Raw genomic sequence first — 26,373 nt, 5'->3', positions numbered from 1 at the left:
GGCGTTATCGGATGCGCTGTCCGCCTTTCCACATAGCGGTCGCACGGCCCTGAACGGGCATGCCGTCGAAGGGCGTATTTCCTGCCCATGCGGCCATTTTCTTGGCATCGACCTGCCACGGCGTGTCGGGATGAACCTGAATGAGGTCCGCTTCTGCTCCAACGCGCAGGCTGCCCGCGTCGACGCCGAGCAGACGGGCAGGAGTGGCGGCGAGAAGCGCGAAGAGACGTCCGGCTGACAATTTTTCGTCACGCACCAGAGACAGCCCCAGCGCAAGCAGGGTTTCGGCCCCCGCCATGCCGGGCTGGGCCTCGGCAAAGGGCAGACGTTTGTCTTCGGGGCCGCGCGGATCATGGCCAGATGCCAGAACGTCAATCGTGCCATCGGCGATGGCGGCAAGGCAGGCTTGCCGGTCATCCTCTGACCGCAGCGGCGGCGACAGGCGGGCGAAGGTGCGGAAATCGCCAATCGCTAGGTCGGACAGGAACAGATGGGCAGGGGTGATACCACACGTCACCGGCAGACCCTGTTTCTTGGCCGCACGGATGAGGTCAAAACCGCGCGCGGTCGTGACCTGACGGAAATGGATCGGCGCGCCAGTTTCCTCGACCAGCATCAGGTCGCGGGCAATCGCCATCGCTTCTGCAATGGCAGGGGCGGAGGATAGGCCGAGGCGCGTGGCCATTTCGCCATCGGTGGCGACGGCCCCTGCGGCCAGCCCCTCATCCTCGGCATGGGTGATGACGGTCTGCCCCAGCGAAGCGGCATAGGAAAGGACGCGGCGCATCACACCGGCGTCGGCAATCCGGGTGCGACCGGTGGCGACGGCGCGGGCGCCCGCGCCCTGCATCAGCCCGATTTCGGCCAGTTCGCGCCCTTCCAGCCCGCGCGTTGCGGCGGCGATGGGATGCACCCACAGGTCGGGCTTTCCACCCTTTGCCGCGCGCTCGACCAATCCGGCATCGTCGAGCGGACGGCTGCCATCGGGCATCAGCGCGGCGCGGGTGATGCCGCCAAAGTGAAAGGCCGGTTTGTCGGTCGCGAACACGCCCAGGTCGATGATTCCGGGGGCCAGCCATTGCCCCATGGCATCATGTGTTTCGGCTTCGGTGGGGACTTCGGTTGAGTCAATCGCGGCAATGCGACCATCGACGATGAGCAGACTTCCGGCGCGGGGGGTGTCGCCGTCGACCAGCAGTGCGCCGGTGATGTGGAGTGGCTTCAGTTCCATCCCGACACTCCGCGCGTCCGCCGCGTCAATATGTCGAGGCAGGCCATACGCACCGCGACACCCATTTCGACCTGTTCGGTGATGGTGGAGCGAAGCGGGTCATCGGCGATGCTGCTGTCGATTTCGACTCCGCGGTTCATCGGACCGGGGTGCATGACAATGGCGTCGGGGTGCGCGCGTTCCAGCCGCTGCGGCGTCAGGCCGTAAAGCGCATGATATTCGCGCGGGCTGGGCAGATAGGCTCCATCCATGCGTTCATTTTGAAGCCGCAGCATCATCACGACATCGGCACCGTCGAGCCCGGCGTCCATGTCAGTAAAGCAGGTGACGTGCATCCTGTCCATTGCCGCCGGGGTCAGCGTCGGCGGCGCGACGACGCGCACTTCGGCGCCCAGCGCGGTGAGGGCGAGGATGTTCGAACGGGCAACGCGGCTGTGCAGGACATCGCCGCAGATCGCGACCACCAGTCCTTCGATCTTGCCTTTGCGGCGGCGGATGGTCAGCGCGTCGAGCAGCGCCTGTGTCGGATGTTCGTGCCGCCCGTCACCGGCGTTGAGCACGGGGCAGTCAACCTTGTCGGCGATGAGCTGCACCGCGCCCGACGCATTGTGGCGGATGACGATTGCATCGGCGCGCATCGCGTTCAGCGTCATCGCGGTGTCGATCAGCGTCTCGCCCTTTTTCACGCTCGATTGCGCGGCGTGCATGTTGACGACATCGGCACCGAGGCGTTTTCCGGCGATCTCGAATGACAATAGCGTGCGCGTTGAATTTTCGAAAAAGGCGTTGATGATGGTGAGACCGGCGAGCGCGTTGCCATGTTTGGCGGCACCGCTGCGGTTGACCTCGACCCATTGTTCGGCGGCGTCGAGAAGGTAGCAAATCTCCCACGGCAACAGGTTGGCAATGCCGGTCAGATGCTGATGCGGAAACGCATCGCCGCCGGGCGGATAATCGCTGGCGGGTCGGGATGTTGAAGCTGTCATTAAAGTGAGGCCATTAGGGGGAATTGATGATGAGGGCAAGCCATGGTTTCAGGTGGGCAAGCCATGTATCGAGGATACCGACCGCCCATAGAGCCAGCAGGATAATCTCCACTATCAAGTAAAAGATCATTGTCGCCGCAAAGGGTTGTTTGCGCGTTTTGTGCCGGACCAGTCTTGATGCGGCAAAACATCCCAACGCGCCGCCGAAGAAGGCCCAACCCAGCAGCGTGTTTTCGGGAATCCGGCGCATGCCCGCTTCGGCGCGATGCTTGTCGATCACCATCAGGGTGAAGGCGATGGCATTGGCCGCGATCAACCAATAGAGGATATAGAGCGTCACGCCCGCACCATCGCGTCGATTGCCCCCTGCAGGATAAACGCCGCCGCCGCGCTGTCGACGCGCGCAGCGCGTTTGGCGCGGCTGACATCGGCGGCGATCATGGCGCGTTCGACGGCGGCGGTTGACCAGCGTTCGTCCCACAGCAGGACCGGCAGGCCCAACGGCACCAGATTGCGCGCAAAGGCGCGGGTGCTTTGGGTACGCGGGCTGTCGCTGCCGTCCATGTTGAGCGGCAAGCCAACGACCAGTCCGACCGCGGTCTGCGCCTCGATAAATGCGCGAAGCAAATCCAAGTCAGCTGTGAATTTGGTGCGCGCGATCGTCTTGTCGGGAGTCGCAAAGCTCCACCCCGCATCGCAAATGGCGACTCCGATTGTCTTGGTACCGACATCAAGCCCGGCAATCCGCCCGCCCTCGGATAGCATCGTCGCGAAGTCGAGGGCGGATTCAGTGATCATGCTCTACCTTCGCCCCTATTTCGCTTCAAATGTGGCCAATCGGCGCAGCGCATCGGCGCGGACATTGGCCCAGAAGAGTGTGATGTCATAGACATGATAATTATTGCCCGGCAATACATAGCCGGACACGACATATTGGCTGACATCGCTGGCATTTCCGATCATCAACAGGCCGCGACCATCGTCGCAGCGTGCGCCGACTTTAGCGGCGATGAGTTCGCCTTTTGTAAAGCCCTGATTGGGTTTGAGCGTCCCCAGATTGGCGTCGGCATCGGCGGTGGTGTCGGGGGTGCCGGTGAGCGGGTTGGTGCACAGCATCCGTGTGCCGCGCCGCGGGCTGCCGTCATTGCCGATGGTGCCGTCATAGGCATTGAGGACCATCGACGGATCGGCGGGTTCGGCAAAGCTGAGCCATGACAGGATGCAATGGTCCTGATCGGGGGTCTGGCACGCGGGCATACCGAGCGCCGCCATGTCGGTATCGAGCGAAATGGGCCAGCCGATGACATAAGCGGCGACGATACGCTTGGCGAGCGGAGTGCCGGCGATCTTGTTCTTGAGCAAGGTGGTCAGGTGCAGAGCGCCCTGACTATGGCCGACAAGGATGATCGGTTTATTCTGGGGCTGCGCGGCAACAAAGGCATCAAAGGCCTGTGCGACGTCCTGATAGGCGGCGTCGATGGCCTTGCCCGCCGTCACGCGGTCGCTGGCGAGGAAGGCTCCCAAAGTGGCCTGGCGATAGCGCGGCGCCCAAACCTCTCCGGCATCGCCAAAGGCGCTGGCCATTCCGCGCACAAACAGCGTGGCGCGATGATTGGCGTCGCGGTCGTCGAGCGGTGCGTTCCAGCTTTCGCGGCTATAATAGCTGGTCGGATGGATGAAAAAGATGGCGGCGTCCCCCTTGGGCGAACCGTCCGCAGGCGGAACCGTGCCGCCGCCCGCCACAAAGGCATCGCCCGCCTGCGCCTCTGCGCTGTCGGGTGATAGGGGGGCGGAAGTGACAGGCGTGGGGCGCCATGCCGACAGGTCTGGCTCGATGCCCGGACGCGCAATCCACCGGGCGAGGTCGTCATAGGCATTGGGCGCCGGCGCGCTTTGCGGTTTGAAATCGGCGCTGGGGACAAAGGCAACGCGCCCGAACCAGCCCGGATTAAGCTGATAGGCAACGCCGCCCGCCAGAATGAGCAGGATGATCGCGGCAATCAGGTATAGAAATTTGCGGGCCAATTTGGGCTCCATAGCCAAGGGGAGGGGACGCGCGCAGCTTTTGGCGCGCCTTTGCCCGCGAAACAAGCGTCCAATCGATGGTGGGCCGCTTGGCTGCGATGAAGAAAGGCACTACCTCATGGTGTCGAGCGTCTTGAAGCCTATGGGGCAGGGTGCTAGCGGCGCGGCTTGATGAAGACAGGATGGTCATGACAATCGATCAGACAAGAGTGAAGAAAATTGCGTCGCTGGCGCGTATCGCGATCAGCGATGCCGAAGCCGCGGCGTTGGAACCCGAACTCAACAATATTTTGGGTTGGGTCGAACAATTGGGCGAGGTCGATGTGACCGGCGTCGAGCCGATGACAGCGGTTATCCCCAACCTGTTGCGCCTGCGCGACGATGTGGTTGATGCCGACCCGTTGACCGGTGGCGGTCGCCGCGACGATGTGTTGGCCAATGCGCCGGCTGCGCAACATGGATTTTTCGGTGTTCCGAAGGTGATCGAATGATGACTGATCTGACCAACCTGACCGTCGCGGCTATCCGCGATGGCGTGCGCGATGGCGATTTTTCCGCCGTCGAGGTCGCCGAAGCGTTCAACGCCAATGTCGCAGCGGCAAAGACGCTCAATGCCTTTATCGTCGAAACGCCCGAAATGGCGCTTGATGCGGCGAAAAAGGCCGATGCAGACCGCGCAGCCGGAACGCTGAAACCGTTATCGGGCGTGCCGATTGGCATGAAAGACCTGTTCTGCACCAACGGTGTCCAAACCACCGCCGCCAGCCATATATTGGAAGGCTTTGTCCCGCGTTATGAATCGACCGTGTCGGCCAAATTGTGGGATGCGGGCGCCGGGATGCTCGGCAAGCTCAACATGGACCAGTTCGCGATGGGATCGTCGAACGAGACCAGCTATTTCGGCAATGTGATTTCGCCGTGGCGGCGTCAGGATGGCGGAAACGCCGCGCTGGCCCCCGGTGGATCGTCGGGGGGCAGCGCTTCGGCGGTCGCGGCGCGGCTATGTCCGGCGGCGACGGGGACCGACACGGGCGGCTCAATCCGCCAGCCCGCCGCATTCGTGGGTATTTCGGGTATCAAGCCGACCTATGGTCGCTGTTCGCGCTGGGGCGTGGTGGCGTTTGCCAGCAGCCTCGACCAGGCGGGGCCGATGGCGCGCGACGTGCGGGACTGTGCGATCATGCTGAATGTCATGGCGGGCTTTGACGCCAAGGACGCGACCAGTCTGGACGTTGCCGTTCCCGATTGGGAAGCCGCTTTGTCGGGTGATATGAAGGGGAAACGAGTCGGTGTTCCCAAAGAATATCGTCTCGACGGCATCGACCCCGACATTGCCGCGATGTGGGACGCCGGAATCGCGATGCTGAAGGATGCAGGGGCAACTGTTGTCGATATCAGCCTGCCGCACACCAAATATGCGCTGCCCGCTTATTATATCATCGCGCCCGCCGAAGCCTCGTCGAACCTCGCGCGCTATGACGGCGTGCGGTACGGATTGCGCGACCTGCCCGAAGGGGCGGGATTGCAGGATATGTATGCCGCGACCCGCGCCGAAGGCTTTGGCGATGAGGTCAAGCGCCGCATCATGATCGGCACTTATGTGCTGTCGGCGGGCTTTTACGATGCTTATTACACGCAGGCGCAAAAGGTGCGGACGCTGATTTCGCGAGATTTCGATGCGGCGTTCACGCAGTGCGACGTGATTTTGGCGCCGACTGCGCCGAGCGCCGCGTTCGGATTGGGTGAAAAGAGCGACGATCCGCTGGCGATGTATCTGAACGATGTGTTCGCGGTCCCCGCGAGTTTGGCGGGACTTCCTGCCATGTCGGTTCCTGCGGCGCTCAATCGCGAAGGATTGCCGCTGGGTCTGCAGATCATCGGCAAGGCGTTTGATGAGCAGGGCGTGCTCAATGCGGGGCTGGCGATCGAGGAACGCGCGGGGTTTGCGGCGCGGGCGGAGAAGTGGTGGTGATGGGGTTATCGTCGGCGCAGGAATGGATCGCGTGGGGTGGCATTGTTGTGCCGCTTATCGCGCTGGCCTATTCGGCGGTGACGTATAGCCTGGCAAAACGCCGCGAAGTGCAACATCAGGAATATCAACGATTTTTCTCGATTACCGATCATCTTGGTCAGCCGGGCGGCAGCATCGCTTCCAAAATGGCTGCTGCCTTTGAATTGAGAAAATATCCGCAATATGCCGAAGTCGTCGTCAACATCTGCGAGAAGGCCGAGATTGAGGGGCCGGCCACGGAAATGCTCAAAGAAGAAATGATGGCGACTGCCGAATATTTGAAGTCGAAACACTAGGCCGCCGTGCCCCTGCGAAAGCAGGGGGGCCATCTTCGGGTGGTGCTAGGTTGAATCAGCGGTGATGGGTCCCTGCCTTCGCAGGGACACACTAAGGAAATAGACGATGTCTGACTATCGAGTGCAGGGCGAAACGGGTGAATGGGAGGTTGTGATCGGCCTGGAGGTTCACGCCCAGATCACCACCAATGCCAAGCTGTTTTCGGGCGCCGCGACGGCGTTCGGGGCGGAACCCAATACACAAGTATCGCTGGTCGATGCGGCGATGCCGGGGATGCTGCCGGTTCCGAACCGCGAGTGCGTTCGGCAGGCGGTGCGTACCGGCATGGCAATCGAGGCGCAGATCAACACATATTCGCGGTTCGACCGCAAAAATTATTTCTATGCCGATCTGCCGCAAGGATACCAGATTTCACAGCTTTATCATCCGATTGTTGGCGAAGGTTCGCTGACTATCGAGGCGGATGAGAAGGCAGGAATCCCTGAACCCAAGGTCATCGGGGTCGAGCGTATCCATATCGAGCAGGATGCGGGAAAATTGATGCACGACCAGCATCCGACCATGTCTTACGTCGATTTGAACCGCTGCGGCGTCGCGTTGATGGAGATTGTGTCGAAGGCCGACATGCGCTCTCCCGCCGAAGCTGGGGCCTATGTGCGCAAGTTGCGCGCGATTCTGCGCTATGTCGGGTCGTGTGACGGCAATATGGAAGAAGGCTCGATGCGCGCCGACGTCAATGTCAGCGTGCGCAAACCCGGCGACGAACTGGGCACGCGGACCGAGACCAAAAATGTGAACTCGGTGCGCTTTGTCATGGCGGTGATCGAAGGCGAGGCCAAGCGTCAGGTCGAACTGATCGAAAGCGGCGGCACGGTGGTGCAGGAAACGCGGCTTTACGATCCCGACCGCGGCGAAACACGGTCGATGCGGTCCAAGGAAGACGCGCATGATTATCGCTATTTCCCCGACCCCGACCTGTTGCCGCTCATCCTCGAAGAGGATTTTCTGGCCGAGTGCCGCGAATCTTTGCCCGAACTGCCCGATGCGAAGCGCGACCGCTATATGGGCGAGGGGATCAGCGCGTATAACGCCGATGTTCTGACCGCCGAGGTAGAGGCAGCGCGTTGGTTCGACACGTTGATCGATCTGGGCCGCGCTGCAGGCGTCAAGCCCGCTGCCGCCGCAAATTGGGTGACGAGCGAATTGTTCGGCGCGCTCAATCGCATGGGCCGCGACATCAGCGATTCGCCGGTGAGTCCCGAGGCTGCAGCCGAATTGCTTGGCCTTATCGCCGACGGCACGATTTCGGGCACCATCGCCAAGCCGGTGTTTGAAAAGATGCTGGAGACGGGCGACGGAGCGGCTGTCATCGTCGAGCGCGAGGGTCTTAAACAAACGAGCGACACCGGTGTCATCGACGCGGTAATCGCCAAAATCCTGACCGACAACGCCGATAAGGTCGCGCAGTATAAGGGCGGCAAGGAAGCCCTGTTCGGTTTCTTCGTCGGTCAGACGATGAAAGCGATGCAGGGCAAGGCCAACCCTCAGGTGGTGAACGAATTGTTGAAGAAGGCGCTGGGATAAGGTGCGGCGGTGAGCGCGACCTTGACCTTGATCAATAGACATTCGTCATTGCGAGCGAAGCGCGGCAATCCATCACCTGACCCTACGGCTCGCTGCACCATCGCTTGGATATGATGGATCAGAAGATGGATTCCTGCCTTCGCGGGAATGACGAAGTTTTTTATCAATAATTTAAGCCTGAATCCCGACGTTCGAAAATTCAGCTCCCTCGCTTCCATACGGTTTCGCCTTCTTTCACCGTTTCCAGCACTTTAATGGCGCGAATATCGTCGACCGGCGTGGTCAGCGGATTTTTGTCGAGGATGACAAAATCGGCGAGCAGGCCGACCTTGATGCGGCCCTTGCGGTTTTCTTCAAAGATTTGCCACGCGGGGCCGGTGGTGAGCGCCTGCAACGCGCTATAGGCGTCGAGTCGCTGATCGGCGCCGATGACGACCCCCGCCTTGGACATACGCGCCATTGACGTCCAGAGCTGAAGGCGCGTGTCGAGCGGCGTGACCGGATGGTCGCTGTGGTTTGAAATGATCAGGCCCGCATCCTTTGCCGCGCGCATCGGGCTGATGAAATCGACGACCTCCTTGCTGAAATTCGTGAGGTGGGTGTCGCCCCAAAAATAGGTGTGGTTGGTGAAAAAGGCCGGGCCGACGCCGATGCGGACATAGGCGGGAATCTGGTCGGGACGCATGAATTGTGAATGGATGACGATCGGGCGGCGGTCGTCGGCGGCTTTGATGCCCAGCGTGTCAAAGACGCGGATGGCCATGTCGATGGCCGCATCGCCATTGGCGTGGACGAAAATTTGCCAGCCGCGATCATAGACTTGTTTGGCTTTGCTCTGAAATTCAGCCTCGTCCATCGTTGGCTGAGCAAACCAGGGATGGACACCTTCGGGGCTGCCCAAGGCATAGGCGCGGGTGGAAAAGGCGGTGCGGGCCTGCGGGGAGCCGTCGATGACGAATTTCACCCCCTGCAACTTCACATGGCCGTGATATTCCCCGAACTTGATGTCGGGATCGGTGAGCAACGTGTCGAGCCCGGTATAGAAGGGCAGGATGGCGAGATCGATCTTGAGTTTGGTGCGCGCCGAATTGCTGGTCAGAAAGGCCAGATCGGGAAGCTGCGTTGCGCCTTCTTGCGCATGGGTGAAGCCTTCACGAAAATAATGGTCTTGCGCGATTTCTAACGCTGCGAGCCTTTGCTCCTCGGTGGGCTGCGGCAGATGCGGCAGCATCAGATAGGAGGCTTTTTCAAAGAGCAGACCGGTCAGGCGGCCCTTGGCATCATGCGGCATGATGCCGCCCGGCGGAACCGGCGTGCTATCGTCAATTCCCGCCGCTTTCATGGCCACGCTGTTGGCGACGATGCCGTGCAAAGAGACATGGAGCAACAGCACCTTGTGATCGGGCAGAACCGCATCAATCTCGTCGCGTGTGATGTGGCGGTGTTCGGCAAGCTTGTCCTGATCATATCGCCAGGCGATGACCCATTGGCCTACCGGAATGGCATGGGCGGCGACATAAGTGCTGAGCGCATTGGTCAAGCGGGCGATGTCGGTCACGGGCGGCAGCGCAGGATCGGTGAGGTCGAGCCCGCTAGCCGCTTGCATGGCGAGTGCGAAATGCGAATGGGCATCGATAAATCCGGGAAGCATCGTGGCACCATGGAGGTCATGGAGCTGCGCATCAGGCCCAGCACTATTTTTGGCCTCAGCCGCCGTGCCGGAGAAGGCGATTTTGCCGTCGCGCACCACGACCGCCTCGACCGTCTGCGGTGTTTCGCCGTCCATCGTGATGATCGTGCCGCCGCTATAAAGAGCGGTCGGCGCATCGCCGATGGCGGCAGCTGGCGTTGATGAAAGCGCCAGCAAAAGGCTCAGCATCCAGGTCCAAGGTCGCATTTTTTCTCCCTTGCGCGATTGTTGCGTCAAGGGAGGTGGCGGTCAAGCGCCGGTCGCGCTAAATCTCGCGTTGCGGCAGTTGGGGCGGCTGTGACGGAATTTCGCTGGGTCCGCGTCCGGGGTGGTCTTCGTCCCCTCCGGGGCTGCCGGGCACTTCAAGCGGCTGACTTGCGGGATCCTCGGTCGGGCTGGGGGTGATCGGATGTTCAGGCGGCGCGGCGGGTTCGATGTGATCAGGCTTTGGGTTCGGGTTGGCGCTCTGGTTCATTGTGGGTCTCCTTGTTTGTCCAACGTGTGGCGCGGCTGGGCGTTCCGCCTCTTGCCCTTGTTCGCCTGTCTGCTATAGCGCCGCGCGGCCCGCACGGGCGTGCGCGGTCTCCGCGCCTGCCTAAGTGCAACCGGCTGACAGCTCCTGCGGGCGTGGCGGAATTGGTAGACGCGCTGGTTTTAGGTACCAGTATCGCAAGATGTGGGGGTTCGAGTCCCTTCGCCCGCACCAGTTTGTGGACGATGGGTTTTACCATCTCCACCGAACTGGCCGGACCTGTCGACCCAGGATTTTGAGTAAGGATAGAAGCAAGGCAATGAAGACCGTCGAAACGCTGAACGAAGGCCTGAAGCGCGAATACCGCCTCACCATCACCGCCAAGGATATTGATGCGCGCATCGATGACGAGGTGAAAACCCTTGCCCCGACCGTGCGTATGCCCGGTTTTCGGCCCGGCAAGGTTCCGCCAAACCTGATCCGCAAGATGCACGGCCCCGCTTTGTCGGCTGATGCGCTGAACAAGGCGATCAATGACAGCGTCAATGCGCTGATGACCAAGGAAAAGTTGCGCCCCGCGCTACAGCCTGCGGTCACGCTGGCCGATGATTATGAAAGCGGCAAGGACGCCGATGTGTCGGTAGCGCTGGAAGTGCTGCCCGAAATCGAGGCGCCGTCGATTGACGCGATCAAACTCGAGCGGCTGACGGTTCCGGTCGAAGACAAGGCTGTCATGGCCAAGATCGAAGAATTTTCTGCGCAGATGAAGCGTTTTGAAACGGCGCCCAAGACCAAGAAAGCGGCAACTGGCGATCAGCTGATCATCGATTTCGCTGGCTCGGTCGATGGTGTGGCCTTTGACGGCGGCACCGGCGAAGATATGGCAGTCGAAATCGGCTCGGGTCAGTTGATCCCGGGTTTCGAAGACCAGTTGATCGGCGCGAAAGTCGGCGATGCCAAGACGGTGAAGGTGACCTTCCCCGACGATTATCCCGTCGACGACCTGAAAGCCGCCAAAGCCGAATTCGCCGTGACGGTGAAGGAAGTAAAGGTTGCGGCCGATACCAAGATTGACGATGAATTCGCCAAATCACTGGGTCTTGAAAGCCTCGACAAGCTGAAAGAACTGATGAAGGATCAGGTCGAGCAAGAGCATAACGGCCTGACGCGCACGCATATGAAGCGCAAGCTGCTTGACCAGCTCGCCGCCAATCATGACTTTGACGTGCCGCCGACGATGGTCGAGGCCGAGTTCAACCAGATCTGGCAGCAGCTGGAACAGGAAGCGGCGCAGGAATCCGATCCCGAAGCCGCCAAGGCCGAGATGGAAGCCGACCGCGACGATTATCATGACATCGCGGTTCGTCGCGTTCGTCTGGGCCTGTTACTGTCCGAAATCGGTCAGGCGCATGGCGTTCAGGTCAGCAACCAGGAAATGCAGCGCCTTGTAGCGCAAGCTGCGCAGCAATATCGGCCTGAGGATCGTGATCGTTTCATTGAGTATGTCCAACAGGACCCGCTCGCCGCCGCTCAGCTGCGCGCGCCGCTTTATGAAGACAAGGTTGTCGATTTTCTGTTCGACAAGGCCGAAGTGACCGACCGCGAAGTCACGCGCGCCGAAATCGAAGCCGAAATCGAAGCCGAAGACGACCATGTCCACGGCCCCGATTGCGGCCACGACCATGGCGACAAGCCGGCGAAGAAAAAAGCTGCGGCGAAAAAGCCTGCTGCCAAAGCGGCTGCTAAACCTGCCAAGGCTGAAGCAGCACCGGCCAAAAAGGCTGCGGCGAAGAAGTCCGCTGCAAAGGCCGAGGCCAAGCCTGCCAAGAAGGCCGCCGCTAAGCCCGCCGCCAAAAAGGCTGCTACCAAGAAATAACGTTGATCCATCGATGCACTAAAAAGGGCCGGGCAGATATTATCTGTCCGGCCCTCTTTGCGTCGGGGACTAAGCCTAAATCACGTCCATATTGTAACAGTGCCAACTGAAGATGGCGGCGGCACCGCGATGCGGGCGCCATTTTTCGGCGAGAAGGCGTATTTCCTTCTCTTTGGGGCGTTCGGGCAGGTCCATGATCCGTCCTACCGCTTCCTGCACCGCCAAGTCGCCTGCAGGCCAAATATCGGGGCGACCTTCGGCAAACAGCAAATAAATCTCTGCCGACCAGCGTCCGATGCCTTTGACCTTGGTCAGCAGCGCTATCGCTTCTTCATCATCGGCGGGTAGGGCATCGAATTGCAGATCGCCATCGAGCACGAGCTGCGCGAGGCTTTTGGCATAGCCCTGTTTTTGCCCAGAAAGGCCGCAGGCGCGCAGCGCGTCAAATTCTGCGGTCGCGATCACCGTCGCGGGACATCCCTCGCCAAAACCGGCCTCCAGCTTGTTCCAGATCGACGTGGCGGCGGCGACACTGACCTGCTGCCCGACAATGGTCCTCAACAATGTGGTGTAGCCGGTCGGACGGATGCGCGTTTCGGGATAGCCTGCGTGGCCAAGAGCGCGCGCAAATCCCGGTTCGATAGCGGCAAGCGCATCTATACCCGCGTTTAAATCTTCTTGGCGCAGGCCCATGCTCTATTCCCCTTTTGTTCCGCCTTGGCACGCTAGCAGCGCTTGATTTGCAAAGCAACGCGGGACATAGGGTCCGCGACGCCCCGTTCATGGGCAAAGGATGAGGACAAGCATGGCCAAGCTGATTGTTGTGACGCGCGACGGAACCGAGCATGAGATTGAGGGCGATACCAGCCTGACGGTGATGGAAAACATCCGCGACGCCGGCTTTGACGAGCTGTTGGCTTTGTGCGGCGGCTGTTGTTCGTGCGCGACCTGTCACGTCCATGTCGACGCCGCATTTGGCAGCAAGCTGGAAGCGATGGGCGAGGATGAGAATGACCTGCTCGATTCGACCAGCGACCGCGACGATGGTTCGCGCTTGTCGTGCCAAATCCAGTTCAGCGATGCGTTGGACGGGTTGAAGGTTCGGATTGCCGAAGAAGACTGACCCTTAGGTCGCTTGACTGGCGGGGTCTGACCTCCGCCAGATTCGGCGCAAACCCCTTATTTTGCCATTCGCAACACGGCCATCGGCGCATCGGCTGTGGTCGGGGTGATGTTCCAGACGAAAACCCGCCTGCCATCCGGGCCTTTGCGACCACCTTCTTCGTTATTCTGACTGATGATTTCGGCGTCGGTGGTCAGGGTGAAGCTGCCGTCAATCTTGTCATTGCTCTGGCCCATTCCCGACATATCGTTGCGCGATCCCGATTTGGAAAAGGCCGGGGCCTTGACCCGCACCGTCCCGTTGGCGCGTATTTCGACGACGACAAAGGGAAAGATAATCTCGCCATCAAGATTATAGGGAAAGACAAAGCTGTGATCGAGCGTACCGGTGAGGCTGTAGTCGATGAAGAAGGTGTCATTGCCGCGATATTCGACTTTGCGATAGCCCGCTTCTTTCGACAAGGTCACGGCGAGCGCCTTTTTCTGCTCCTCGGTCATGCCTTTTGATTCGTCGCTTTTGCTGTCCTGTTTCCACTCGTCGGCTTCTTCCGTCTGCCACAGGGCGACCGCCGGGTCCGCCGTCATCGCGTCATCATCACCGTCGCTGTCGTCGCTCTTGTCCTTGATCTTCAGCATATCGCTCATGCCGCCGGCGGGATTGATCGTGTGGACCTCACCGACATAGGTGAAGGTGAAGCTGCGGTCGGCGCCGATGTCGAGCGTCGAGGTGAATTTGCCCGGCTCCAGCAAACAGCCAGTGAGCAGGAAGGGGGCAGCGATTACAGCAATGATTTTTGTCCACATGGTCATGCCTTATTCCCCGTTCGTCAAAAGCTGGTTTCAGTCTTTGGTTACCGTGGCCACGGCATAAAGTGCAACAGCGGCCGCATTGGAAATGTTCAGGCTTTCCATCTGCGGCGAAATTGGCAGGCGCGCCAATTGATCGCAATGCTCCATGACATTTTGCCGCATCCCGTCGCCCTCTGATCCCAGGACGAGCGCGACGCGGCTGCCGTCGAGTGTCTCTGACAGGGTAGTTTCGGTGTTGCCGGTCAGGCCGATGCGCCAAAATTGCGCCTCGGCAATTTCCTCCAGCGCGCGCGCCAGATTGACGACGCGGACCCATGGCACCATCTCCAGCGCGCCCGAGGCCGAACGCGCGATGACGCCGCTCTCTGGCGGGCTGTGACGATCTTGCGTGATGATGCCCGCAGCGTTGAAGGCCGCCGATGACCGGAGCACCGCGCCGATATTGTGCGGATCGGTGACCTGATCGAGTACGACGATGGGTCGACGCCGGTCGTTATCAAGCTCATCCTGCAACAAATCGGTAAGCCAGATATCCTCGAGCGGGTCGACCTCGATCACCAGCCCCTGATGCGGCGCATCGCGCGGGACGAGCCGCGCAAGGTCCGTGACTTCGGCATAGGCGATGGGGATGACGGGCGGAAGGTCGAGCGCAGCAAGCGCTTCGCGCGTCCCCCATATTTTCTTGATGCGCCGATCAGGGTTGGCGAGCGCGGCCAAAACGGCGTGACGACCCCAGAAGCGGGGCGCTTGCCCACGGGAACTTTGCCCCGCAGGGCGGCGATGACGGGAATATTGACGCATAATGGGGCTGCTTTTCCACGACTGGCATTGACAGGCAAGCACCGTTTCGCCATTGGACCGCTTCCCGAACGGACCCCATGGACAGGTGGCCGAGTGGTTAAAGGCAGCAGACTGTAAATCTGCCCGGTTTTCCGTACGCTGGTTCGAATCCAGCCCTGTCCACCAGGGGGTTCTCTCCATATATTTGTGAGCATCCCGGAAATTCCAGCAATACTGCGGAGTTGGGGTGATTTGCGTCCTGGCGCATCTATGCCACCCCCCCCCATCGACCCATTTTATGCGTGGGATAAAATGTGGGAGAATTGGTGGATGGGAATTCTGAATGCTGTGATTGTGAAGGCTGACTCCCTTCAGCCCTTTGTCATTTATGATTCCATGATGTCTGCCAGTTCGTCGCGCATCGGACCAAGCCACTGCTCATAGGGAGCCCAGGCTTTCACCCCTTCGTGCGAAATTGGACGGCGGACCTGTTCGGAACTGGCGGTGCGAACCGCCCTTTGCGTCTTGTGGAAGGACAGGCACCTTGAATCAAATTCCAGACCGACGAAATCGAGCATGTGGCGCACTTGCCCTTCCAGATCGTCCAGAATATCCTCGTGCTGCACACGCAGAACCTTGCCCGGCAAGACGCGATCCCAATGGTCCATCAGTCTGACATAATCGGCATAATAGCGGCCGATCTCTGTTTGCCCGTAGGTAAATTCCTGTCCTTCGGCAAAGAGTTGCTTGAAACCGGAGAAACAGCAATCCATCGGCGCGCGGCGCGCATCGATGATCTTGGCATTCGGCAGAATCAGGTGGATGAGGCCGATATGCCGGAAATTATTGGGCATTTTGTCGATAAAATAGGGAGCGTCCGCGCGATGAATGCGCGTGCTCTCGATATAACCCTCCCCCATATGGACCAGCTGCTCGGCGGTCAGGTCGTGCAAAACCTCTGGATAGAGTGACGCCCCGGCGCGGCGGCCTCGGAGGCGATGGGCGATCGCCAGCATGTCGGGAAGCTCCAGTGTGCCGTCGATCATCGGATGCGAGGCGAGAATTTGTTCAAGCAGGGTCGATCCCGCACGCGGCAGTCCGACGATGAAGATCGGGTCGGGGGCCGGATGACCTGCCCCCCCTTGTTTCGAAAACAGTTCTGGCGGGCAATGAACGGCTTGCGCGGAAAGCTCGGCGCTCATGCGGTCGGCATCATAGCGAGCCTGACGACGCTTGAGTGCGTTGCCTTCGTCATAATGGCGAAAAGCATCTGCATGTTCACCCGCATCCTCGCACGCCTTGGCCATCGCAAAGCTCAGATGCACCCGGTCCATGAAAGCAAGTTCGGGACGGTCGAGTTGGTGGCGCATCGCCGCGCGATCGCTGTCGCTAAACTGCCAGGTCTTGAGGTTGGCGAGCGCATACCAGGCATCGCCATGATCCGGTTTCGCGGCAATCGCGGCACGATAGGACGCGACGGCGTCATCCTGCGCGCCCGTGGTTTTGCGGGCATGACCGCGGCTGGTCAGCGTTGCGGGATCGTCCGGAAGCTTTTCGAGCACGGCATCGAACAGGGTAAAGGCGCGCGCATAGTCACCCGTTTGCATCGCTTCGATGGCCAGATGCGAGGCGAATACCGGGTTGCCCGGCTCGCGTGTGTGGAGCGCCTCGGTCTCTTTCAGTGCCAGCGCGAATTTCTGTCGCTTTCGCAGCACCTGAATATAGTCGAGCCGCAACTGAATATTGTCCGGTTCAAACGTCACGGCGCTTTCGAGCAGGAATTCGGCATCGTCGAGCACGCCCATGCGGCTGCCGATGTCCGCAAGCAGGCGCATCCCTTCGACATCGCGCGGATGCTGGCGCAGATAGGCGCGGCATATCTCTTCGGCGCGCAACAGGCGGCCTTCGTGAAGATGGTTCGCCACCGCCAGCAATTCGCGCGGTAAGGTGGTGACGCGCTCGGCCTGAACGCGGGCCGCCTCTGCTTCACCAGAGCGTCCCGACAGGGCAAATAGCTCTGTCTGAGCGCGCCAGCTCGCTTCTAGCACCGGATTATATCGCACGGCGCGGGCATAGGCCGCCAAAGCCTCTTCAACATTTCCCTGCGCACGCGCAAGATGACCGCGTTCCTGCCAGCCACGCCCATATTCGGGTGTTACCACCGACAAGCTGTGTAGGTAGGCAGCGGCTTCGTCAAACTGCTTCAGATAGCGACAGGCAACGGCAGCGAGATAGAGTGCGTCGGCATTGTCGCTGTCCTGCGACAAGATGGTGCAGGCACCGTCCAAGGCGTCTGCAAACTTGCCGTCGCGCAAGGCGGCTTGCGCTGCGGTAAGCGTATCGGTGGGGGATGCCTCGGCCATTATGATGCTTCCTTGCCGTAAAACAGAGGCGGCAGGCAAGGCCATGACGCCCTGCCTGCCGCTTACCGCTTGTCTCATCGGTGGAACGAAAGCTGCTGGCTTAGTAGTGCCAGCCGAACCGCACACCGACCGTCAGCGGACGATTGGTAGTGATGCGGGCGCGATCATAGACAAAATTACCTGCGATCTGAGCGCGCGTGTCGGTCAGATTCTCGCCATAGACCTCAAAGCTCCACTGGTCCTTCTCGACGCCGGCAGACAGCGCAAAGGTTGTGTAAGCCTTTAGCTTGAGCCGGTTGATGTCGATAATGTCCGTGAATTTCGAGGACGAATGTACGACCTGCGGCATGATATGCGCAACAAGGCCGGAATCACCCAGGTCCCACTCGTACCGAACCCGCATATTGCCCTGAAACTTGGGCGCATAGGCAAGGTCCGCCCCTTTGGTCACGTCGTTGGTCGGGGTAAGAACCTTGGTGATTTTGGTATCGAGTATCGAAAAGGCACCCGCAATGGTCAGCCCCGGTGCGGCATATGGAGCATAGGTGAGATCACCTTCGAGACCATAGATACGCGCATCAGCCGCATTGTCCGAGAAGAACAGATTGGTGATGCTGGTATCAAAGATCGTCGTCTGCAGATTTGAAATATCGACATAGTAAGCGCTGCCGTTCAGCCGTAGCTGGCGGTTGAACAGCTCGGTTTTCCAGCCGAATTCATAGTTTTTCACCTCATCGGTATCGAGCGCGAAGGGCACTGTGAACGTGCCCGCCGGGTTCACTGCACCACCGGGCCGGTTCAGCAGACCGGGCCGGAAGCCTTCGGAGTAGGTGGCGTAGAACATGACATCTTCGGCCGGCGTCAGGGTGATGGTGCCCTTGACGATCGCGCCCTTGGTTTTGGCCTTATCCGGCGCGGAGAGCGCGTTGAAAACCTGTGTCGCTTGGCCCTGGCTCAGGCCCGCCGCCATGATATCCGTGATCGAATCGCCCTGATTGAAGGTTTGGCGCAAGGCATCGTTACAGCTACCGATGAAGGTATATTGGCCGTCGCCGTCATAAAGGTCGGAGATATTGGTGCCAAAGGCGTTTTCATCGACACCGCTGGAGTTACAGAATGAACTGTTGGCCGTCCCTTGCAGATCGACCTTCACGTCATAATAGCGGGCTCCGAGCGTCACGGTGAGCAGGTCGGGCACGACGTCGAACGACGCTTCTCCGAACAGGCCGAACTGTTTGTCGGAGCGTTCCACGTCATTCCGGAAGATACCGCCGGCAGGGAAAGGGCCGGGGTCGCTCTGATACACACCGGGGAATGGAAAGTTCGGAGGGAATGACCCACCGAACAGATCAATGGACGTGCTGCCCGGATAGATGAAGTCGTTGCGCTCTTTCAGTGTCAGCTTGGAATAAAAACCACCGGCAGTCACGCGCCAGCGATTCTCTTCGGGCGTGTTAAACCGCAGTTCCTGGGTAAACTGCTTGGTTTTGCCCGTTGAGGTGACATAGAGGTTCGGCGCCTGACATGTGCCCGAGGGTGCGGCCGCACCGGGATAGGACACAGAGCCGTCACAGATATAATAGGGCAGATACTGACCGACAAACAGATAGTCGGTATAGTCGACCTTCTGGTCGGTTTCACGCTCGGTGTAGGCACCGGTATAAACCATGTCGAGCGCACCAAGACGTCCCTCGACGGTCCACGACGTATTCGAAAAATCATCCTCTAAACGATCATCTTCAAAGCGCTGGATCGACAAATCGTCGAGTCCAAGATCCGGGTCTGCAAAGAAGACACCGTCCGATTCCACACTCTGACGAGCATGCGCGACGGTGAGTTTCCAGTCGGGCGTGATTTGCCACAACGCACTGACCCGGAAACCCGCATATTGGGTGTCGTTAAAGTCCTTCTGGACGAGGCCGCTGTTGTTGGCGTTGATGAAATTGACGTTCGACAGGTCTGCCCCGGCCTGAAAGCCCGCACGACCCGGGCTCACCGGCACGCCATTGTCTCGAATGGTTCCCGCCGGACGGAATCGCGCGCTTTCCGCTGCGGAACGGGTTCCCTGCACATTGTCGATATAGCCGCCCTGATCGTCGAGATAGACCACGCCGCGCAGCGCCAGCGTGTCGGTGACCGGCACGTTGAGCATGATCTCGCCCTTATAGCTCGACTCACCCTTTTTGGTGAAGGAAACGCCGCCCTTGGCATAGGCATCAAAGCCACTGAGGCTTGGTTTGTTGGTAATCAAACGCACCACGCCGGCCTGAGAGCTGGCGCCGAACAGTGTGCCTTGTGGCCCCGCCAGCACTTCGATGCGTTCAAGGTCAGCCGCATAAACGTCAAGGTTACGGCCCGGTTGCGACAGGGGCTGATCGTCCAGATACATGGCGACGTTGGGGGCTAGGCCCGCAACCCCAGCCGTTGTCAGATTCGGCGTCGTCGAGGCGAGCCCCCGGATATAAATTGTGCTCTGTCCCGGACCGCTGCCTCCAGCTGTCACATTGGGCAGCTGCTCAAGATAATCGCCAAAGGTATCGACGCCCAGATTGTCGAGCTCGTCCGCGCCGAGTGCGCTGACCGAAACCGGTACGTCCTGCAGGCTCGCGCTGCGCTTGGTCGCGGTGACCACGATAGCCTTCACACCACCTTCGCGTTGGGCAGCAGCCGTAGCCCCTTGCGCCAGAACCGGTGTGGGTGCGGCAATAGCAATTGCCAGCGCGCCAATGGACGCGCCGCTGCAACGCTTCAACATATTAATTCCCCTGTTGTTTCTCTCTAGATGTCGGCGGATGGCGCCAGAGCGCCCCAAGGCGCAGCCAGAAAGCCAAGGCGCCAGAAAGCCGAAGGAGAAATTGTGCTAACAAAAGCTCCTGCACAGGCCCCTAATCAATGACACAGGCCATGGCAAACCAATATTTTCCAAATTGACGGCCACAAATATGAATCGTTGCATAATGACAACACTAATCATATGGGCATGATTGTCACGGAACAGACCGGAACAGGGTCGGTTTCAGATAGTTTACCGCAAAGGTTAGTTACTTACGTTATTCTATTACTATTTGTATATACAGAATGATTTTAAGTAATAGGTCTAAATAGTCTGGGAGTTCTAACGAGGTGGCAAGTCAACTAGGCGACGAAACTAGCTCCATCGTCGATTTCAAGCCTACCGTATTCTTTGGTGCGATCGGCGCGATCGGGCTGTTGATTGCCTTTGCCTTGTTCGACACCAGCGTTGCAGCCGAACGTTTCGCGGCGATTCAGGCGTGGGCAACCCACAGTTTCGGGTGGCTGCTGGTCGCAACGGTCAATATCATGCTGGTTGCCTGCGGGTATCTGGCGTTCACCAAATTGGGCAATGTCCGGCTCGGTGGGCCTGATGCGAAGCCCAAATATAGTTCGCTCAGCTGGTTTTCGATGCTGTTCAGTGCCGGCATGGGGATCGGCTTGCTCTTCTATGGTGTGGCCGAGCCGGTGATGCATTTCGCAAACCCGCCGATCTCCTCCTTTTCGGACCCCGGCGCGACACTGCCACGGGGACTGGCGCGTAACGCACAGCATGCCATGGGGCTGACCTTTCTGCACTGGGGGCTTCACGCCTGGGCGATCTATGCGATCATTGGTCTCGGTCTGGCCTATGTTGCCTATAACAAGAACCTGACTTTGAGCATCGGCGCCTTCCTGCGCGCGGCTTTTCCGCGCATTCCAACTATCGTTGTCGATCTGGTGGACGTGCTGGCGATCACCGCCACGGTGTGCGGTGTCGCCGCCTCGCTCGGCTTCGGAGCGTCGCAGATAAACGCCGGTCTCGCTTTGCTGGCGGGGGTTCCCGACAATGGCTTCGTCAAGGCAATCCTGATTGTTATCATTACCGGCATGGCGACAATTTCGGTCGCGCTCGGTCTCGACGTCGGTATCAAGCGCTTGTCCGAAGCGAATATGGTGTTGGCACTTGGTCTGGCCTTCTTTGTTTTTGTGGCCGGTCCGACGGTGTTCCTGCTCGACAGCTATATCCAGAACATCGGCTACTATGTGCAACGCTTCGTCTATTTCTCGACCTGGACGGAAAGCTATACCACCGAGGACTGGCAGAGCAGCTGGACGCTGTTCTATTATGCCTGGTGGATCAGCTGGTCGCCCTTTGTCGGCATTTTCATCGCCCGCATTTCCTATGGCCGCACCATTCGCGGCTTTATTGGCGGCGTCTTGCTGGTGCCCACCCTGTTCACTTTCGCGTGGATGACAATTTTTGGCGACAGCGCGCTACATATAGAGCTGTTCGGTGCTGGTGGCTTGTCGCAGGCTGTGGCCGCCTCGATGCCCGACGCTCTGTTCGCCTTCCTCCAACATTATCCGTTTAGCGAGTTTGTTTCTGGCCTTGCCATCGTCGTCGTCGCGACTTTCTTCGTCACTTCGGCTGATTCGGGCGCGCTGGTGACGGCGATGATAGCCTCCGGCGGCAACCACGAAGCGCGCTTCGTCCCGCGCGTAACCTGGGCCATCGCAATCGGCCTTTTGGCCGGTGCGCTGCTCTATGCCGGTGGGATCGGTGCCTTGCAGACAGCAGCCATTGTCACCGGATTACCCTTCGCTATCGTCCTGCTTGCCATATGCTACGGGCTCATCCGATTGCTGCATGAATCTGCAAGTCAGACCTAATGTTCAGGGCCAGCATTGCCCGTCACTTGTTGGGTGACCAAAGCCATCTTTATCCGTCTGCGTCGAGAAGCTGACAGAAGGCAGATGGTCCGGCAAGACGATCATGATCGGTGCGACCTATCTCAAAGCGCACTGCACGGCTTCCAGTCTAGGCGTAAATCAACGGGGCTAAGCCTTAGGCTGCCAGAGTTGACGCGATAGAGAAGGCGTTACGGCCATCGTCCTTGGCGCTATAGAGTTGTTTGTCGGCGCGTTGCAGGATCGGACCGATATTCTCGCTGCGGCTGCCGATAGCGACGCCGATGCTGAGGGTCAGGGCAATGGCCGTATCCTTATAGATGCACGGTGTTTGCTCGACCGTATGGCGAAGCGATTCGGCAAGGCTGCGGGCATCGGCCAAGCTGATCCAGTCGGTCAAGATCGCAAATTCTTCGCCGCCAAGGCGCGCGATTACCGCTCCTTCGGGGCTCAACTGCGTCAATAATTGAGCGATATGTCGGATCGCTTCATCGCCAGCATCATGGCCCAAACTGTCATTCACCAGCTTAAAATGGTCAATATCGGCCAGCAGGAGCACGACCGGTTGCGCCATCGCCGCTTCGTCCTGTGGTTTCAACATTTTTGCCGCTTCGGTTCGAAAGGCGCGGCGATTTAACAGACCGGTCATTTCGTCATGCTCGGCCAGCCATTCGACTTTTTGGTGCAACAAATAATATCGGTAATTGAGCCGCCCCACCAGAAATGAGACGGGAGGTGAAATCAGCATTGGAATGAAAAGCGCCGCATGGACGGATCGGCGATAAAGATCAGGCGGCAGGTCCGTGCTGATCCACGCGACAACCGACGCCGATGCGGCCATTGCGAAGAGCATGATGATCACACCTCGGGCGACGAGATTGAAGATCATTTTATTGCGCCCAACGAGCATAAGTACAGGTCCCCACTATTACCTGTCGATGTGTTGCATAAAATAGTTATCAATTGTCTTAAATCATGCTGAATCCATCCGAAACTCGGTTGTCTTCAATACTCTTCCGGATACCTTCTGCCCTCATAAGACCATCATCTCGGCAAGGACGAAACAGATATTATTCTGACGAAAGTATAGTTGCGATGCTATCCGTCAATGGGGCTTTGCAGAGGTCCACGCCCGTGACATGTTCTCACTTGGGAGTGTTAGCCGATAGTGGCTGGCGGAGCGGGTGGGATTCGAACCCACGATAGGCTTTTGACCTATACTCACTTTCCAGGCGAGCGCCTTCGACCACTCGGCCACCGCTCCGCATGCACTGGAACGCGCGCCCTAGTCGCTCATCGGGGCTTTCGCAAGTCGCTTGGGCATGGCAGACAAGCAAGATGAAACATATGCTTCTTGCTGCCGCCGCAGTGCTTTCGCTTTCCGTTCCCGTTCAGGCCGAGGATCCGGCACCTGCGCCATCGCCGGGCGAGATTGTCGATGCCGCCAAGGCGAGCGAATGGATCGCCATTGCGCCGTCCGATCTGCTCGTCATGGACCTGGCCCCCGATGCCAAGGGCAAGGCCCGCCGCGTTGTCATCCAGTTGATGCCACCGCCGTTCAGCCAAGGCTGGATCGGCAATATCCGCAAGCTCGCCGCCGCGCATTGGTGGGACGGCACCAGCATCAATCGTGTGCAGGACAATTATGTGGTGCAGTGGGGCGATGCCAACGGTGAGGACGAAGCGAAGGCTAAGGCACTGCCAGAGGGTTTGGCGGTGGTGCCGGAGAGTGAATACACATCGCCAGCAAATGAAATCGAATCCTTGGTCATGGCCGCTGCGGAGCACGATACGATTGGCAGCCCTGCGCCGCAGCATCCTTTCTCCGTGAATGACGCCTATTCTGATTTCGTGGCACCTTGGCATGGGTGGTCAATTGCTTCCGACATGAGCCGGATGTGGCCCGTCCACTGCTATGGCATGGTTGGCGTTGGTCGCAATTATTCACCCGACACCGGCACCGGAGCCGAGCTTTACACCGTTATCGGTCATGCCCCGCGCCATCTCGACCGTAACATCGCACTGGTCGGACGGGTGATCAGCGGGATCGAGACTATGTCGAGCCTGCCGCGCGGGACCGGCCCGCTGGGCTTTTATGAGGATGAAGCGGAGCGGGTGCCGATCATGTCGGTCCGGCTTGCGAGCGAGATGCCCGCCGCCGATCAACCGCATTACGAATATCTCTCCACCGAAGGGGAGGCTTTCGCCAAATATGCCGACGCTCGTGCGAACCGGCGTGATCCTTTCTTCATAAAGCCGGCGGGCGGGACGGATATTTGCAACATTCCGGTGCCGGTGCGTGCGGTGAAGGCGGATGAATGAGCCGGACCTGGAGGGCTTCACGGCCACAGCCACGCTCTGGCGCTGGACATCCGACAAAGGCCCCGCGAGCTGGCATTTCCTGACCATCGAGGGCGATGTGGCCGACAAAATACGAATCGCGGCGATGTCGGGACAGTGGCTTAACGGACTGCGCGGCTTTGGCTCGGCCAAGGTGCGCGTGACAATAGGCGACACAAGCTGGGACACGTCGGTTTTTCCGCATAAAGAAAGCGGCGGCTGGTTGCTTCCGGTCAAGGCAGCGGTGCGCAAGGCAGAAGGACTAGGTGAGGGCGATCGCGTCTCTATTTGCGTCGTGCTCTAATCCTTCGCCTCTCCATCCTTCGCCTTGCCTTCGCGCGCCTGCGCCTTGCGTTTGCGCAAATTGGTCCGCAGGGCTTCGGCGAGGCGGCGCTCTTTTTCGCTATCGGCTTTGGGGGGCGGTTGCTGGCTCATTTGCGCGGCCATGCAACCGCCAGGCATCATTCGTCAAGCCTCGTGCCTTGACAGGCGAAAGGCGCCAAGCCATAGGCCGCGCCTGCCCACCGCCATGCGGTGTCGGCAATCCGGTTGCTGCTGTAGCTCAGTGGTAGAGCGCGTCATTGGTAATGACGAGGTCGACAGTTCAATCCTGTCCAGCAGCACCATTTATTTCATCTGAGTGACGATCAAGATTCTGCGCGAGGCGCGCAAAAGCGTTAGCGCCGCGCCAGCTTGCCGAATTCACTGTCCAGCAACGCACGGATTTTCTTGGCTCCACCGCGCAAAGCGGCTTCCACATTCGCATCGAAATGGGTGACGGATTGCGGCTGCATCCCTTCAGGGCGCGCCTCGATGGTGCAGCGAATATCATCAGCCCCACCTTTTGAAGCGTTGACGTCGGCAAGATGCACCTCAATTCTTGTGAGGCGACTTGTCAGGTGTCCCAGCGAGGACGTGACCATGTTTTCGGCGATTTCGGCCAGGCGATCATCGCCCTGGATATTCGCATCCGTATTGAGTTGAAACTGCACGTCGACCCCTTTTCATATTTGAAAGATGTGTATGGAGAAGATGAAGATGCGTGACGGAGTGCAAGTTTAAAAACACGGTCAGCATGACGTAATCTCTCGATATCAGACATCGCATTTGTAAGCCACCATCTATGCCGGTGGCATGGGAATGGGCACTTTGTCCGCTAGATTTTTGCGTCGAGCAGCCAATCGTGGAACAGCTTTACCGAGGGCTGGCGCAGGGCGCGTGGGCGGCATACAAACCAATAGCTGTACGGGCTGTCGACATCGAAATCGAACAGACGAATCAGCCGTGAATCGTGCGCGTCATCGAAATGATGGCCGTGCATGAAGGCGACACCGATGCCTTGCGCGGCGGCCTCTAGCATCAAAGGCCCCGAATCGAAGAAATCGATCCCCGCGGGTTCAAGATAGGGCATTCCGACTGCCTTTTTCCATTCGGTAAAGGTGTCCGGCATTTCGCGGTGAAGCAGTATCGTCAGACTCTGCAATTGTTCAGGGACGCTGATCTTGCGGTCGCCTTCGGTCAGCGTTTCCGCCGCGATCGGAAACACTTTGTCCCGGTCCAGTCGGGCCGCATAAAGCGTCGGGTCGATGGTGCGGGCAAGAGCAATCGCGGCGTCAATGCCTTCGCTCAGGCGCGATTCGCCATGCGACAGCGTGTCGATGTCGATGTGAAGTTCAGGATGGGCGCGCCGCAGGTCGGGAAGTCGCGGAAACAGGCGCTGCTGGGCGAACAGCGGCAGCACGTTGAGATGGAGGCGAAGCGACGCCTGCGGACTTCCGATGCCTAGTATCACGCCGCGTAAGTCTTCGAGCACCGGTGCTAGCTGCGCCTGTAAAGTCCGACCCGCTTCGGTGAGCCGAAGCCCGTGGTGATGACGGTCAAACAAGGGACGACCGACCGCATGTTCGAGGGTCTGGATCCGGCGCGAAAGGGCAGGCATCGACAAACCCAGCTCATTCGCTGCGGCTTTTACGGTGCCATGGCGCGCAACCTCCAAAAAGGCTTCCATGCTGCTGAGGGGCGGGAGTCTGGGCATAGGATTCTCTTTGATGATGATGGCACGTTGGTACTCATCATGCCAGAAACTTGTGCGGTGCAGCATCA

25 protein-coding genes and 4 tRNA genes are annotated in these 26,373 nt (G+C 59.3%); 12 read left to right on the top strand and 17 right to left on the bottom strand.

Annotated elements, in window-relative coordinates; all coding sequences use genetic code 11:
- Positions 1 to 4: 4 nt before the first annotated feature.
- Genes ACR3XE_RS11400 through ACR3XE_RS11380 form a run of 5 tightly spaced genes read right to left on the bottom strand, consistent with a single transcriptional unit; the run spans position 5 to position 4,242 of the window.
- Positions 5 to 1,231, bottom strand: coding sequence for a dihydroorotase (locus ACR3XE_RS11400; protein WP_473700072.1), 1,227 nt, complete (start codon positions 1,229 to 1,231; stop codon positions 5 to 7).
- A complete protein-coding gene (locus ACR3XE_RS11395; protein WP_473700073.1) occupies positions 1,222 to 2,217 on the bottom strand; it encodes an aspartate carbamoyltransferase catalytic subunit in 996 nt (331 codons plus the stop codon). The genes ACR3XE_RS11400 and ACR3XE_RS11395 overlap by 10 nt, the downstream gene beginning before the upstream one ends.
- Before the next feature lie 13 nt (positions 2,218 to 2,230).
- Positions 2,231 to 2,557: a DUF1294 domain-containing protein gene (locus ACR3XE_RS11390; protein WP_473700074.1), complete on the bottom strand. Its 327-nt coding sequence runs from the start codon at positions 2,555 to 2,557 to the stop codon at positions 2,231 to 2,233.
- Positions 2,554 to 3,015 carry a Holliday junction resolvase RuvX gene (ruvX, locus tag ACR3XE_RS11385; RefSeq protein WP_473700075.1) on the bottom strand — a complete coding sequence of 154 codons (462 nt, stop codon included), beginning with the start codon at positions 3,013 to 3,015 and terminating at the stop codon, positions 2,554 to 2,556. Before ruvX ends, ACR3XE_RS11390 begins: the two co-directional genes overlap by 4 nt.
- 15 nt (positions 3,016 to 3,030) lie before the next feature.
- The gene (locus ACR3XE_RS11380; RefSeq protein ID WP_473700076.1) at positions 3,031 to 4,242 is read right to left on the bottom strand and encodes a DUF3089 domain-containing protein; all 1,212 of its coding nucleotides are present in this window, start codon (positions 4,240 to 4,242) and stop codon (positions 3,031 to 3,033) included.
- A 188-nt stretch (positions 4,243 to 4,430) separates the two neighbouring features.
- On the opposite strand from ACR3XE_RS11380, the gene gatC reads away from it, so the two are divergent.
- The 4 genes from gatC (at position 4,431) to gatB (ending at position 8,134) form a co-directional block, all read left to right on the top strand.
- Positions 4,431 to 4,733, top strand: a complete 303-nt coding sequence (gatC, locus tag ACR3XE_RS11375; protein ID WP_473700077.1) for an Asp-tRNA(Asn)/Glu-tRNA(Gln) amidotransferase subunit GatC — start codon at positions 4,431 to 4,433, stop codon at positions 4,731 to 4,733.
- Positions 4,733 to 6,214: an Asp-tRNA(Asn)/Glu-tRNA(Gln) amidotransferase subunit GatA gene (gene gatA, locus ACR3XE_RS11370; RefSeq protein ID WP_473700301.1), complete on the top strand. Its 1,482-nt coding sequence runs from the start codon at positions 4,733 to 4,735 to the stop codon at positions 6,212 to 6,214. Before gatC ends, gatA begins: the two co-directional genes overlap by 1 nt.
- Positions 6,211 to 6,549: a hypothetical protein gene (locus ACR3XE_RS11365; protein ID WP_473700078.1), complete on the top strand. Its 339-nt coding sequence runs from the start codon at positions 6,211 to 6,213 to the stop codon at positions 6,547 to 6,549. The genes gatA and ACR3XE_RS11365 overlap by 4 nt, the downstream gene beginning before the upstream one ends.
- A gap of 106 nt (positions 6,550 to 6,655) precedes the next feature.
- The gene (gene gatB / locus ACR3XE_RS11360) at positions 6,656 to 8,134 is read left to right on the top strand and encodes an Asp-tRNA(Asn)/Glu-tRNA(Gln) amidotransferase subunit GatB (RefSeq protein WP_486185752.1); all 1,479 of its coding nucleotides are present in this window, start codon (positions 6,656 to 6,658) and stop codon (positions 8,132 to 8,134) included.
- Between the two features lie 199 nt (positions 8,135 to 8,333).
- On the opposite strand, the gene ACR3XE_RS11355 is transcribed toward gatB, so the two are convergent.
- Together ACR3XE_RS11355 and ACR3XE_RS11350 are read right to left on the bottom strand one after the other, a co-directional pair.
- On the bottom strand, positions 8,334 to 10,031 hold the full coding sequence (locus tag ACR3XE_RS11355) for an amidohydrolase (protein WP_486185751.1): 1,698 nt from the start codon (positions 10,029 to 10,031) through the stop codon (positions 8,334 to 8,336).
- 58 nt (positions 10,032 to 10,089) lie between these two features.
- Positions 10,090 to 10,299 (bottom strand): hypothetical protein, encoded by a 210-nt coding sequence (locus ACR3XE_RS11350; protein ID WP_473700080.1) that lies wholly within the window; start codon positions 10,297 to 10,299, stop codon positions 10,090 to 10,092.
- A 146-nt stretch (positions 10,300 to 10,445) separates the two neighbouring features.
- On the opposite strand from ACR3XE_RS11350, the gene ACR3XE_RS11345 reads away from it, so the two are divergent.
- Positions 10,446 to 10,530: transfer RNA gene (locus tag ACR3XE_RS11345), tRNA-Leu, on the top strand.
- A gap of 85 nt (positions 10,531 to 10,615) precedes the next feature.
- Positions 10,616 to 12,172 (top strand): trigger factor, encoded by a 1,557-nt coding sequence (gene tig / locus ACR3XE_RS11340; RefSeq protein WP_473700081.1) that lies wholly within the window; start codon positions 10,616 to 10,618, stop codon positions 12,170 to 12,172.
- Positions 12,173 to 12,247: 75 nt separating this feature from the next.
- Here tig and ACR3XE_RS11335 read toward each other — a convergent pair whose 3' ends face one another.
- Positions 12,248 to 12,865, bottom strand: coding sequence for a DNA-3-methyladenine glycosylase family protein (locus ACR3XE_RS11335; RefSeq protein ID WP_473700082.1), 618 nt, complete (start codon positions 12,863 to 12,865; stop codon positions 12,248 to 12,250).
- A gap of 112 nt (positions 12,866 to 12,977) precedes the next feature.
- On the opposite strand from ACR3XE_RS11335, the gene ACR3XE_RS11330 reads away from it, so the two are divergent.
- A complete protein-coding gene (locus tag ACR3XE_RS11330; protein ID WP_473700083.1) occupies positions 12,978 to 13,295 on the top strand; it encodes a 2Fe-2S iron-sulfur cluster-binding protein in 318 nt (105 codons plus the stop codon).
- Positions 13,296 to 13,351: 56 nt separating this feature from the next.
- Here the strand turns inward: ACR3XE_RS11330 and ACR3XE_RS11325 are convergent, their stop codons facing one another.
- Both ACR3XE_RS11325 and rlmB read right to left on the bottom strand, forming a co-directional pair.
- Positions 13,352 to 14,104 (bottom strand): hypothetical protein, encoded by a 753-nt coding sequence (locus tag ACR3XE_RS11325; RefSeq protein ID WP_473700084.1) that lies wholly within the window; start codon positions 14,102 to 14,104, stop codon positions 13,352 to 13,354.
- 30 nt (positions 14,105 to 14,134) lie between these two features.
- Positions 14,135 to 14,905, bottom strand: coding sequence for a 23S rRNA (guanosine(2251)-2'-O)-methyltransferase RlmB (gene rlmB / locus ACR3XE_RS11320; protein WP_473700085.1), 771 nt, complete (start codon positions 14,903 to 14,905; stop codon positions 14,135 to 14,137).
- 79 nt (positions 14,906 to 14,984) lie between these two features.
- Here rlmB and ACR3XE_RS11315 point away from each other — a divergent pair.
- Positions 14,985 to 15,070 (top strand) — tRNA-Tyr (locus tag ACR3XE_RS11315).
- 200 nt (positions 15,071 to 15,270) lie between these two features.
- On the opposite strand, the gene ACR3XE_RS11310 is transcribed toward ACR3XE_RS11315, so the two are convergent.
- Both ACR3XE_RS11310 and ACR3XE_RS11305 read right to left on the bottom strand, forming a co-directional pair.
- Complete coding sequence (locus tag ACR3XE_RS11310) at positions 15,271 to 17,247, bottom strand: tetratricopeptide repeat-containing sulfotransferase family protein (RefSeq protein ID WP_486185750.1); 1,977 nt, start codon at positions 17,245 to 17,247, stop codon at positions 15,271 to 15,273.
- A 100-nt stretch (positions 17,248 to 17,347) separates the two neighbouring features.
- Positions 17,348 to 20,002 carry a TonB-dependent receptor gene (locus tag ACR3XE_RS11305; RefSeq protein ID WP_486185749.1) on the bottom strand — a complete coding sequence of 885 codons (2,655 nt, stop codon included), beginning with the start codon at positions 20,000 to 20,002 and terminating at the stop codon, positions 17,348 to 17,350.
- A gap of 368 nt (positions 20,003 to 20,370) precedes the next feature.
- Here ACR3XE_RS11305 and ACR3XE_RS11300 point away from each other — a divergent pair, with 368 nt between their 5' ends.
- Positions 20,371 to 21,912, top strand: a complete 1,542-nt coding sequence (locus ACR3XE_RS11300; protein ID WP_473700088.1) for a BCCT family transporter — start codon at positions 20,371 to 20,373, stop codon at positions 21,910 to 21,912.
- 175 nt (positions 21,913 to 22,087) lie between these two features.
- Here the strand turns inward: ACR3XE_RS11300 and ACR3XE_RS11295 are convergent, their stop codons facing one another.
- Both ACR3XE_RS11295 and ACR3XE_RS11290 read right to left on the bottom strand, forming a co-directional pair.
- Positions 22,088 to 22,819, bottom strand: a complete 732-nt coding sequence (locus tag ACR3XE_RS11295) for a GGDEF domain-containing protein (protein WP_473700089.1) — start codon at positions 22,817 to 22,819, stop codon at positions 22,088 to 22,090.
- A 284-nt stretch (positions 22,820 to 23,103) separates the two neighbouring features.
- Positions 23,104 to 23,194 (bottom strand) — tRNA-Ser (locus ACR3XE_RS11290).
- A 74-nt stretch (positions 23,195 to 23,268) separates the two neighbouring features.
- On the opposite strand from ACR3XE_RS11290, the gene ACR3XE_RS11285 reads away from it, so the two are divergent.
- Both ACR3XE_RS11285 and ACR3XE_RS11280 read left to right on the top strand, forming a co-directional pair.
- A complete protein-coding gene (locus tag ACR3XE_RS11285) occupies positions 23,269 to 24,252 on the top strand; it encodes a peptidylprolyl isomerase (RefSeq protein WP_486185748.1) in 984 nt (327 codons plus the stop codon).
- Positions 24,245 to 24,574, top strand: coding sequence for a DUF1905 domain-containing protein (locus ACR3XE_RS11280; RefSeq protein WP_486185747.1), 330 nt, complete (start codon positions 24,245 to 24,247; stop codon positions 24,572 to 24,574). Before ACR3XE_RS11285 ends, ACR3XE_RS11280 begins: the two co-directional genes overlap by 8 nt.
- Here ACR3XE_RS11280 and ACR3XE_RS11275 read toward each other — a convergent pair.
- Positions 24,571 to 24,705, bottom strand: a complete 135-nt coding sequence (locus ACR3XE_RS11275) for a hypothetical protein (RefSeq protein ID WP_473700092.1) — start codon at positions 24,703 to 24,705, stop codon at positions 24,571 to 24,573. The genes ACR3XE_RS11280 and ACR3XE_RS11275 overlap by 4 nt on opposite strands.
- Before the next feature lie 116 nt (positions 24,706 to 24,821).
- Here ACR3XE_RS11275 and ACR3XE_RS11270 point away from each other — a divergent pair.
- Positions 24,822 to 24,896 (top strand) — tRNA-Thr (locus ACR3XE_RS11270).
- 51 nt (positions 24,897 to 24,947) lie between these two features.
- On the opposite strand, the gene ACR3XE_RS11265 is transcribed toward ACR3XE_RS11270, so the two are convergent.
- Both ACR3XE_RS11265 and ACR3XE_RS11260 read right to left on the bottom strand, forming a co-directional pair.
- Entirely contained in the window at positions 24,948 to 25,262 is a 315-nt protein-coding gene (locus ACR3XE_RS11265) for an HPF/RaiA family ribosome-associated protein (protein WP_473700093.1), read from the bottom strand.
- 164 nt (positions 25,263 to 25,426) lie between these two features.
- A complete protein-coding gene (locus tag ACR3XE_RS11260) occupies positions 25,427 to 26,305 on the bottom strand; it encodes a LysR substrate-binding domain-containing protein (protein WP_473700094.1) in 879 nt (292 codons plus the stop codon).
- Positions 26,306 to 26,373 lie beyond the last annotated feature (68 nt).

The organism is Sphingopyxis sp. 10G20-10 (assembly GCF_057365075.1).
This window is presented reverse-complemented; position numbering and strand designations above follow the sequence as displayed.